This is a genomic window from Psychromonas sp. SP041 (assembly GCF_000470315.2).
Taxonomy (GTDB): Bacteria; Pseudomonadota; Gammaproteobacteria; order Enterobacterales; family Psychromonadaceae; genus Psychromonas.
On record NZ_CBRF02000027.1, the window covers coordinates 1 to 11,576 of the forward strand.

The window sequence follows — 11,576 nt, forward strand, 5'->3', positions numbered from 1 at the left end:
CGCAGGAAAAATTAACACTAATAAGGCGTGAGTTGTAGGAGATAGTTGTTCTCACTTCAAAACTCACAACGCAGTTAGGGGTAATTTTAACCGGCAAGAATGATCACCTTATTAATTCTTTTGGTATAAGTTGTATTCTTTCTCTTTTGGTTTAGCTTGTTGTATTTGTGTTGTTAAAAGAGGGGGGAGGGATATAGCAATGGTTACATCGTCTCATATCATTTATTTCTGTATTACTTCCATTGTTGCCATAAGCAATAGATTCTACAAGACGTCAATAGACACTAAAAGAATGAGAAATAGACTTAAGACTGATATAGAAAGGGTTTTAAATGAGATTTTGATATTAATCGAAAGGTTGAAGCTAAAAAGTGGTGCCGCTACTGGACTCAATTTTAAATCTTAAGTTGCTGATTTTAAGTGGTTTTTTAGAGGGTTATTTTCTTCCTTGTTACCTTGCGTGTTACATTTGAGTATTCCTACCCAGTAATATTCAAAAATATAATTAATTTTTATTTTGGGTTGTTAGTTTTTTATCTATCTTATACATAGTTAAAAGGAATAATTACAAAAATACATTATCCACACTGTTAGTGACATATATTAAGTTGTGTTGTTATTTTACAGCATTGAGAAGATTATAAGTTTATCTTCTTATATTTTTTATTATATTAGTTGTTAGAAGAATTATTTTCGGACGTTTTTATTAAAACTTTCAGCATGTTGATCAAGTAATATTTTAGAACATTAAAAGTAAAAAATTTTAAAGCAGAGCATAGGCGAAAAACTTGTTAGCTCTTGCAATTCAGCGCCGTTATAGTATCGATAATTTTCCGGCTAAAAGCCGGGTAAAAATCTAAAGTATTGTCTGAATGGAAAATAACATGTAGGTTAGCCACCCAATTGCATTTAGTCCCGCCATTAAATTACATACAACTTTGCCATTTCAGAAATGCCAATACTAACAAAATCGGTCATTGATATAATTTTTATTGATGGCAGCTCAGAGCCTAAATCGGACGTAAAATGTGTTGCTTTTTCTATCTCGCTTTGGGGGACAAACCGAGATAGAAATTATTTAAGTTACTCCATTATTAAAGGGACATAATAAAATGTTCAGTAACTTCTAATAAAGTAATTGAGAAGATTGTTACCTAGATGGTTGTTATGCATTCTCCATATAGAAAACGCATAACTAGGAGATACAATTTAGTATGCAACTTCTACATCAAAATCAACTTTATCTTCAAATGCTTTTCCAAATCCAATTACTTCTTCATCTTGTCCAAACGTAGACATAAATGACAAGCTAACAGGCATGTTTCCTGCAGCCAAACCAGCAGGCACACTTATTTCTGGGTAACCTAAAGCAGAGGCAATATAACCTGCAGCCCAAATGTCATTGGATTCACATTTAAAACTGTTATCTGTTAAACCATATAGTGGAGCCGCTGGGCAAGCTTGTGTAGCAAAAACAAATGCATCAATTTCATTATCTTCAGCAATTTTAGATAGTTTAGTTCTTAATTGAGGAATTAAACGATTTTGGATTGCAATGTATTTAGGACCATCTGAGGTTAGGGTCATCAAATTAGATTGTAAACCTTGTACTCGACTTAAATTCGGTGGTGTTGATGATTCCAATGCCATTTTTGACTGTAATTGTTCCACTACATCCTTAAGCCTTTTATCTGAGTTATGCCCTGCAAGATAAGAATTAAATTGAGAGCGGAACTCTGCATCACCAATTGGACCTAATACTTCAGACCATAGATTTTCAAACGTCGAAGGTAATTTAACATTAATAACTTTAGCCCCATTATCAGTTAGAACATCCAACGAATTCTTAGTTATATCATCGACATCACTATTCGCACCAGAAAAATTTGTTATAAAAGCGAACCTCTTGCCTTTTAATGTTGCTGTACTTAATGCTTTTTCGAAATTATTATCTCGGTTAGGGTAGTAAGTCGTTGCCTCATCATTTTCGTCTTCTTTTGCGATAACATCTAGAATTAATGCCAAATCACCTACACTTCTAGTAATTGGGCCTGTAGTATCTGCGGTTAATGATAGCGGTACAACTCCATTTCTACTAGTTAACCCTATAGATGGTCTGAAACCGACTAGACCTGTAACAGATGCAGGCCCTCGAATAGAACCGCTAGTATCGCTCCCCAAAGAAAAAGCAGCTAATCCAGACGATACTGCTGACGCAGAACCACTACTCGAACCTGATGGATCTCTTTTAAGATTTAAAGGATTTAATGTTTGTCCACCATATGAGCTATAGCCAAGTTTTCCATATGAAGCTGCTAATTCTGACATATTGGTTTTACCTAGTAATATTGCACCATTATCGATCAACAACTGCACTAAGGTAGCGTTTTTTTTAACTAGGTTATCATTCAAAGCAATTGAACCCGCGTTAGTAACTAATCCCTTAGCATCATAATTATCCTTTATTAAAAATGGAATCCCTCCTAAAGGTAGATCTTTTTTCTTATTATCATTATCCCAGTTTTTTGCTAGCTCTAATGCTTCTGGATTAATTAGAGTTACTGCATTCAGTGTAGGCCCTGTATCATCATATTTTTCAATTCTTTTTATGTATTGCTCTACAAGATACTCAGAAGTGACCTCTCCATTCTTCAAAGATTTTTTGATATCAGAAATTGTTGCATCAGACAGATCTAATGCATATACATTCAATGTAGATAGTGCTAATAAAATTGGTAAATAAGCTTTCATGTTAATAACATCCCTAAAATAAAAAAACTAAGCAAAAAATAGACCATAGTTTTAAAAGTGGGATGAAATATTTTTAAATTACCCATTTGTTGATAAATATCATTTTATTAAGGGGGCTAGTTAAATATAAAAAATTATTTTCAACTAATTTATATTTGTTTTTTAAATCACAAAAGAGGCAATTGTGATTTAGCTTTCCAACTCGCTTTGGGGCGACTTAGAAGTAATGTCTGCTATGTCGGAACAGCGGACGTTAGTAAAACAAAATCCAATGTCAGCTAACCGTCAAATGATCTTAATTTAATAATCGAAAACCCAAGATAATTAAGTGATCACAGTAAATGTTATTTAATGGTAGCTTTAGATGATCATGCCTGGCATTTTTGGGGTAATTGGGTGGCATAACTCATGTAATTACCCATCTGAATGAAAATTTAGTCAAACATGATGGATACAATGACTTTCTATTCTTATTTGATTCATACATAACACATACGTTGTTATTGTTGTTTTTTAGGTAATAATAATCCTTCGGTAATATTGAACGAATCGAGTAGATACATATTATTTAACCACTTCATCTGTCAAATTGGCTGTCAGCATATTGCTCAGCAAACACATATAGAGACTCTCTTACTGTGGTCTCACCACTGCCTTAAACTTATTGAATAAGGGGTCTAGACATTTTTGGTTAACCTATTTCTGATGCTATTTAGAATTGATAGCTCTTGTGGCTAGTTATTTTCAGATTCAGAAAAGGTGTGATTTTATAATATTAATCTTTTTAATTGTAATAAAAATCAGCTCTTTTCCTAACCATGTATAAATCTAGATAGGGTTCGTTAGCTGATTTATGAATCTGATTAATTCAATAATCTAGTTTCATCGAATACACATTTCTTTTTTAACATGTAATAAACACATCGTCCTAATTTATGTGCTAAAACAGACAATGCTTTAGCTTTGCTCATTCGTTTTTGTAGATTTTTTAAATACTTTGTGGCACTTGGGTTGTTACGAAGATATAAAACAGCTATTTGAGAGAATGCTGCCTTCAAATGACCATTACCGAATTTATTACCTTGGCTTCCGTAAGTTTTACCTGCTGATTCTGCTTTACACTTTATTAAAAGAGCATATGAAGCAAATTTTTGAACAGAATCAAAACGATCGATATAGCCAATTTCATAAATAATAGTCAATGCTAAAATTTGGCCGACTCCAGGAATTGATCTCAGTAACAAATAATCGTCCTCATTATGTTGTTTTGCCTGTTTTTCAATATATCGCTCAACTTTGACTAGTTCTTTGTTAATGTGAGTGACCATATCCAGATCTATATTAATGCTTCGCTTTACGGATTCGTTAGCCTCTGTAAAAACATCCTTCATTAATTCTCGATCTTTCGGATAACGCAAATCAGCAGTAGGGTTATCAAAATTATATTGATTAGCAGTACTTTTTGTATGTGCTTTAAATTGAGCCCCACAAGTTACCATATGTTTTCGTCTTCGAAGTAAATCTCGTGTTGCTCTCATCTCATTGGGGTATACATATGCCATTGGAAAAGTTCCACCTCGTAGCAATCGTGCAATTTTATAGGAATCTATTTTGTCATTTTTAGCTTTACCACCATGTATTGATTTCATGTACAAAGCATGACCTAAAACGAAAGGGATATGATTATCATGGCATAAGTCAGAGACCCAATACCAACAATCCATACATTCTGAACCAACCACAACTTCATCTTGGTAAGGAGCTAATATTTCGATTAATGTATCTCGGGATGGCTTTATTTCTCTGTGTAATACTGTCTCTCCTTCACTATTAATAATGCAGATATATAAACTACGTGCATGTAAATCAATACCGCAATAATTCGGGTGAGATTTGTTATAAAATTTCATTATTCATCTTCTTCTAGTTTGTGATGACTTACTAAGTATTAGTAAGTTCGTTTATTAACGTGCATTTAAAGCTTGCGAAAGCGAATCACGCTCTCTATTTGACTGTGTTAAATCATGCGATAATTGAGAAATCTGATTTTGTTTTTCTATAATTAGAGCTTGTACTTGACTAAACTGATCGGCTTTTGTTTTTGATTCTTTTATGTCAATTTCAAGACGCAAGTTGTTTTTATTGATAGCAGAATTTTCAGTTTGCAGTTGAGCGATCAATATTTGTTGATTTGATATAGAAATAAGGGCTTTTTCTAACTTTTTTTGAGATTGTCCATAATGTAAATGTTCAATTTCATGTTTAGCAGCCTCAACAGTGAGTATTTTAACTTGCTCTCTTAACGTCACTGTTTCTGATTCCATTTTAATAATCTGATGATTAGCTAGTCGAATATGGGAATCTGTTTCTTTTTTTGATGCATCTACTATTGATTGAGATTTTTGTTCAGTAAAAGCGATTAATTTATTTGTTTTATCTTGGATTGAAATGACTTCATCCTCTGCTTTTTCTTTTTCTCCTACAGTTGTTGCAAGTATTTTTAAATTATTTTCTAATTTCTCTTTCATTTCATTAACTGTTTGATCGCTTTGAGCTTCTGTTATATCAATGCGGTGTTTGCATTCTTCCTCTTTTTCATCTAACAACTCCACAAGCTCTGACAACTGCGCTTTTTGACGATCTACAATCTCTGTTAATGCTGTCGTTTTACGATCAATGACAACCTGAATTTCAGTGGCTAATAATTCTGCTAACTTACTATTACCGAGTTCATCTGCCATTTGAGAGACTTCTTCATCACGCTTATTGTAAAAATCTCTGAGAAAACGAGATACTGTTTCTGTTTTACCTCCAGTTAGTCGTATAACTGTCCTCACTGTCGGTTTAACTCCCTGACTAAGCATATCTAAAGCTATTTTCGCTACTTGTGCATAAGTGATTTTCTGTGCTGCCATTTTTTATACTCTCTTTGTTTAATTACTTTTAAATGAATCCATAAAGGAAACGGGAAACAATCATTTCCTTTATTTTCTGTTACCCATAAAACAGTTTTATTCTTCTATTCATGTCGCAAGGTAGCGGTATAAGTTCTACTTCTTAAAAACTCATCTAAGTGCTCTTTCAAGTAATAGACTTTGCGTCCTATTTTTAGGAATGGAAGATTGTAACGTCGTACTGATGCCCAGACTGCTAATGTTTGTGGCTTAATATTGAGGTAGTCAGCAGCCTCTTTTCGAGATAAATAATTTGGTTTTTTCATAATAATCATCCAATTTTGTTAACTTGAATTTATATTAATCAACTATAATAAATTTATCGTATGGTTTTTTTATAAAAGGGTGGACAGTTTGAACGTTGAAAATGTAGACAAAAAAGAATCTTTAGAAGAACAACTATTAGTTTCATTAGAAAAATTATTATCGGATTATAATCATGAAATTAGTGAGGGGTTATGTGCAGGTTTAAATGCTCTTTTAAGTGCCTTCAAATCCCAGGGGGTTTCTTTAACTCGTCAGAATACAGAACAGCCAGTATTGGTTTTTGGAAAAGCAAATTTATCTAGGCTGCTTGAAAAACATATTGATTCTCACATCGTAGAAATGCAAAAAGTTTTACATGATGATTTAAACTTAGATATTCATCTGACAAAGAGTTCATTGATTAACTTCAAGCTTAGCAAAGTCTCTGAGTATTGCGATAATCTAATGAATGCTGCTCGGAGCGTGTCATTAAATATTGAACTTAACGCTTCTTATCGAATTGTATCTGATCTGACTATAATTCGATTTTTTATATTAAATATCTATTCACTTGTATCAGACTTTTCTTTCAAAAAGTGTAAAGCTTGCTTTAGAAAAATTCTTTCAAATAAGTACTGCTGGCTACATAAAACTGCCAATGTTGATTTTTATCAACAGACGATACGTGTTATGAAATTTCAAGATTTAGAAAATAAAAATTTTATAGAAAATTGGAAAAACAAGAGAGAGTGGCTAGGAGATCACCCTAATTTAATCCCTTCAGGGATGGGACAGCATAAGTTAATGGTGAATGAACAGATTAATTCATATAAAAATACTGTTGCTATTCCGCATGATATTTATGATTTAGTTAAATCTTTCTCTCAAGTCGATTGGAAATGTGGAAAAAATGCTATTGATAATTTCATTAAAAGTGAATTACCGATGGTAAATACTATTGTCGAAGGTCTGACAACAGATGCAGATTCTTTTTCAGACTATGTAAGAATAATATACAAGCCTAATATTTTAGATAACCGGTATGAAACTTCAACCTCAGAACTATGGTTTTTCTTTACTCTTTTAGAAGCTGAATATTGGTTTAAAGCTGAAGATCTAGCTAAAAGCGTGCCGGATTTGCGTGTAAAGAACACATTGAAGCGAGATGAGAAAATAATTAAGTTAAGAAGGGAGGGCATGTCACTCAGAAAAATAAGTAATGAAGTAAATTTTAGTAAGAGCTTGATCGAAAAAATATGTAAAAATATTAGAAATCAAAAGTTATGATGTTCATCATCATAGATTGAAATTAAATTTCTCATTAGCATCTTTCATTTCTTTGAGGTTTACATAATAGTAATCAAATATTTTTTTTGGCCTTGCTCCGCCATGATTCATCGAGTTGTGCTTTTGTTATAAGCCTTTAGGATGCCTTTTGAAAAAAGCCTGTGGAAGGTAGCTCTTAATTGCTTATTCAATGAGATGAAACTTACATGAAATAATATAGCATTTCATTATGCATCTTTTTTATATCAACAACCATTTTCCTTAAATGGAAAATAACATGTAGGTTAGCCACCCAATTACATTTAGTCCCGCCATTAAATTACATACAACTTTGCCATTTCAGAAATGCCAAGTGATACGTTTGTATTTAGAACGGACGTTAAATCGTATTATGAGTCTATCAATCACGAGATATTGCTAGATAAGTTATCGGTTTATATTAAAGATAAAATGATGATGAACTTATTGTCACAGTATCTAAAAAAGAATATAGAATCGGGTGGGCTGTTTAGGGGTATAACGCAAAGTATTTCATCAGGTTGTCCGTTAAGTCCTATCATATCGAATTTTTATCTCGTTGAGTTAGATAAAAAAATGGAAGGTAAAGCCCTTTATTACATGCGATACATGGATGACATTATTGTGTTATCACCATCAAGGTGGAAATTCAGGAAAGCGATTAAAACGGTCAGCCAATATTTTGAAAAACTAAAGTTAAAACAACATCCTAATAAAACTACCATTGGTAGGATTATTAATGGTTTTGATTTTTTAGGGTATCAGTTTGGACAAGAAAAAATTACGATTTCAAAACGAACATTACAAAATCACATTCATCGATTAAAGCAGCTTTATGAGAAAAAAAGCATCTACCTAATTGGAAGATGCTTCTTGATGATTATCGTCAACATTAGGTTACATGGGTTTATTCGGGCATACAGTCGTCGGTAATTAATTTTAATAATGAATCAATACAGTTAAGATTTTTTCTTAAATCGACGTGAGGCCAAACCAATCATGCCTAATGCAAAAATAGCAAATGTAGATGGTGCTGGTACAGTGACCGTGTTCGCAGAAGCGATAGTCTCAGCATTCCTATATAATGCGACGCCAAAAAGGGTGTGGGTCGAAGATATGTCGAATTGGCCATTGTCCCCTATGACCGCAGCACGATAAACTATTTCATTGCCTAAGCGTGTGTAGTCGCTGCTGATGGCAGCGTAGCGGCTACCTGCGTCTCCAGCATCGATGAAAAATGCTGTCGTGCTTACTAAATTATTAACACCCGTTCCATAGGTGAAGTGCGTGGACTCGCGTGTAGGACCGAACAGCGCTATGAAATTATCCATCAGCGCAGTGTCATCTTCTGTATACGCGCTGTGCGTAATGTAATTGGCGGATGTTACGGGGCCGTCCAGCCGAAATCCGTGAACAAACTAGCCATGCGGTTGTTATCCGCGACGACCCACCCATCTGCTGCGTAGCTTGCAGAAGCACTAGTTATTGATTCACCTACGGTCTCATCCCATTGGAGCCATTCTGTCGCACCGCTAGATACTATGTTAGTGTTCGTATCTAACGTGTAATTGTTATGAGTAATCAACCCTGCATTCGAAAAACCACTAACAGACAAAATTAAACTGGCTAATCCAGTTTTTATAAATTTAGATTTCATTTTTTTCTCCCTTTGACGCCCAATGCCTCTCCTAAAAACCTCTGCTGGTGCAAATTTTTTTGGTACGTGTAACTTTGAGTTAGAGCAAAAGGCATGCCACAGTTAAAATGTTACGTAAATTCAACATAATAAAAAAGTGGTAAAATCATAAAAATATAGTGCTGTAAAACAAATCGACGGCTTTAATGGGGGGGGGAAACCAATTAACGCTGTTATAAGAATAATTGAATGACCTCATCAAGTGAATATAGCAAAAAATATTAAACAGGTTAGCAGCCAATAGTGAGTTAGACAAAAGATGATTATATAATGGATATAGTTCCTATAGTTAACGCTCATTAAAAGTATTGCCAATGATAACAATGAACCTTAAACCTGACTCATAAATGAGCTGCGAATTTCAGTTAATATTAGCCTAAATATATTCATCGTTTCATAAAGCATCAATGACCGCTTCCCTCTAAATCTGTACCCTAAATTACTTAGCCACTACAGTTTTTACTTATAATTCGTACTTTTAATAAACTACCAACAGTAGCAAATAGTATTTGTGATGTAATTACCCTACGAGAAACAGGAGAGTTTAGTAAGGATTTTAGAAATAATTTGAATTCTCTTGAAGTAGGGAATCGACAGGTACTTAAGCACTTATTATCACGTAGGAGAGAAAATAGGCCTTCGAAAAATTCTATAGTGCGGCTATTTCAGTGGATGGTAAATCAACCTGATTTTGATTTTGTACGTGTTTGTTATTGATAGTTTATATTGCATTGAGAAGTACCAGTTATTGACTTTAGTACTGCCAGGTTGGTTCTTTTTAGCTATACATTAGATTACACAAATGCTTTTATTTAGCGATATTTAATTATTAAATCAGAGCTTTATGACTTCTTGATTGGCTTATCGTCTGACTAAAACTATTTTAGCCCCTGTTTGCCTACGTAAACAGGGGCTTTTTCGTCTTTATAGTTTGCGAAATCTTTGTCCATTGACTGAAATTTACTAACGGGTCACTCAATTCCTCTTTAGTGGGACGTTTTTAATTTGTTTAAATTCAAAATTAAAGACCTGTCTCTGTCCTCCTTTTTCTTCGTTCTATATTGAAAAATTAAATTCAGGTATGTGAAACTTTAGTTTCTATTACACGAAGGAAAGTGCTCTTTAAGGTCGTCTAAGTCAGTTAGTACTGCCAGATATACAGAATTTGCAACTGGAAGAGTATTATTGTTAGCCTTAGACTTGTCGATTAGTGGCTGTGCATATTCTTCATATGTTTTAAGCTTATGGTTAGCAAAATAGAGAGTTTTCTTAGCTGAGTAGAAATCTAAATCCACTTCTCTTTTTGTTGTCTCTGTTGCTATTTTTGCGGCGTGTGCTAAATCAAATTTCTCTTGAGCTTTTTTAAACCTTTTATCTGCTTTTACTTCCGCTTCAATAGCATTGGCTTTAACTTTTTCGAACTCTTCTTGATTGGTCGTTTCAATAGAGTTAATTGCTTCTAGAACAGCTGTTGCGTTCTTTTTCTCAGTTTTTGCTGTGGATAAATTATTTTGAGCATGTTTAGAGGCTCTAGTTGTATCAGCGTGTTTAGACCTAGCACTTTCCTTGGACTTTTCTGCTTCTTCAAATGCGATTCTTGCTATTTCAGTAGGCTTTGTTAGGTCATTACTATACAGAACATAGTCTTTAGTATCATGTTTATGTAGATTAGCCATGCTCGATATAGTGCTAGCGGATTGGAGAGCAACTTCAAGAGTTGCCAACTCTTTTAACAACGCCGTTGTACCGTTTTTAATATCTGCAACGTCTAATTGTAATTTCAGTTTGTTTAATTTGGACTGTGTATTGACAAATGCAATAGAGTCAGCTGAGATTAGTTTGGTAACAACTTTCAAGTGGCCTGATTTTTCGGATGAGATACGACTTTCATCTATACACTTCATTCTTAATTCAAATACTTTGTAGCCTGACACAATGGTGTAACCTTCTGTTTTTTTCTCACTCGAAGTATCTATATTTTTACTATTGTTAGAGGCTGATGCCGACACATTATCGTTCCAATTGTAAACACGAACGTTGTCTTCGTTAGTGCTATCCTGAAGAATCTTGTTAGCTTTAATTATTGCCTCTCTGTTGCTCTTTATTTCTTCAGCACATTCGGCTTTATCTTGGCATGTCGCTAAAGTGAGGGCTGTTGCACTGAGAGCATTTGTTAGGTCTAGCGCTGCGGTATTTATGTCGGTAGGTGGGGGGGCTGAATCGTTTTTTCCAACTGATTCAGGTCTAAATGGGTAACTATGAACAATGACAGAGGCTTCGTATTGAGAATTTCTAAGACTGTCGGCCAAACAATTTGCTGTCATTGGTGAACGGTTTTTATCGGCATAACACAGGTCTCCAATTTTATAGTGTAGTTGACCGTCGAGGCTAACTTGTGTTGTTTGTAACGGATAACCCCGAACAGGATCATTATACCAACCTTCGTTTTTTGCGGTATAGGCTAATCCATCAAAAACCGTAAGTTGGCTAGAACTACACGCGGAGAGTGCTGTGATACACAGTGAAGCTAAGATTCCATTCTTAAACATGATTCAATTCCTTTGAGTAACAAAACTATTGAGGCAATATTACATCGGAGTAGAGCTTACAATATATATCAGACT

9 protein-coding genes are annotated in these 11,576 nt (G+C 34.1%); 2 read left to right on the forward strand and 7 right to left on the reverse strand.

The genetic code is table 11. The features are described 5' to 3' along the window. Positions 1–1,209: 1,209 nt before the first annotated feature. The 4 genes from SP041_RS14460 to SP041_RS14475 form a co-directional block, all read right to left on the reverse strand. Positions 1,210–2,751, reverse strand: a complete 1,542-nt coding sequence (locus tag SP041_RS14460) for an amidase family protein (protein ID WP_137297892.1) — start codon at positions 2,749–2,751, stop codon at positions 1,210–1,212. Positions 2,752–3,614: 863 nt separating this feature from the next. Continuing rightward, on the reverse strand, positions 3,615–4,661 hold the full coding sequence (locus tag SP041_RS14465; protein WP_137297893.1) for an IS110 family transposase: 1,047 nt from the start codon (positions 4,659–4,661) through the stop codon (positions 3,615–3,617). Positions 4,662–4,715: 54 nt separating this feature from the next. Then, positions 4,716–5,666 (reverse strand): DNA-binding protein, encoded by a 951-nt coding sequence (locus SP041_RS14470; protein ID WP_137297894.1) that lies wholly within the window; start codon positions 5,664–5,666, stop codon positions 4,716–4,718. 104 nt (positions 5,667–5,770) lie between these two features. Then, positions 5,771–5,971: a helix-turn-helix domain-containing protein gene (locus tag SP041_RS14475; RefSeq protein WP_137297895.1), complete on the reverse strand. Its 201-nt coding sequence runs from the start codon at positions 5,969–5,971 to the stop codon at positions 5,771–5,773. Positions 5,972–6,059: 88 nt separating this feature from the next. Between SP041_RS14475 and SP041_RS14480 the strand changes: the two genes are divergently transcribed. Beyond that, on the forward strand, positions 6,060–7,238 hold the full coding sequence (locus SP041_RS14480) for a helix-turn-helix domain-containing protein (RefSeq protein WP_137297896.1): 1,179 nt from the start codon (positions 6,060–6,062) through the stop codon (positions 7,236–7,238). 345 nt (positions 7,239–7,583) lie between these two features. Next, entirely contained in the window at positions 7,584–8,189 is a 606-nt protein-coding gene (locus SP041_RS14485) for a reverse transcriptase domain-containing protein (RefSeq protein WP_137297897.1), read from the forward strand. 26 nt (positions 8,190–8,215) lie between these two features. Here SP041_RS14485 and SP041_RS14490 read toward each other — a convergent pair whose 3' ends face one another. The 3 genes from SP041_RS14490 to SP041_RS14500 all read right to left on the reverse strand — a co-directional run bounded on the left by SP041_RS14490 (position 8,216) and on the right by SP041_RS14500 (position 11,501). After that, positions 8,216–8,587 (reverse strand): PEP-CTERM sorting domain-containing protein, encoded by a 372-nt coding sequence (locus SP041_RS14490; protein WP_025566108.1) that lies wholly within the window; start codon positions 8,585–8,587, stop codon positions 8,216–8,218. Between the two features lie 53 nt (positions 8,588–8,640). Next, complete coding sequence (locus SP041_RS14495) at positions 8,641–8,913, reverse strand: hypothetical protein (RefSeq protein WP_025566107.1); 273 nt, start codon at positions 8,911–8,913, stop codon at positions 8,641–8,643. Between the two features lie 1,130 nt (positions 8,914–10,043). After that, positions 10,044–11,501: a hypothetical protein gene (locus SP041_RS14500; RefSeq protein WP_025566106.1), complete on the reverse strand. Its 1,458-nt coding sequence runs from the start codon at positions 11,499–11,501 to the stop codon at positions 10,044–10,046. Between the last annotated feature and the right edge of the window lie 75 nt (positions 11,502–11,576).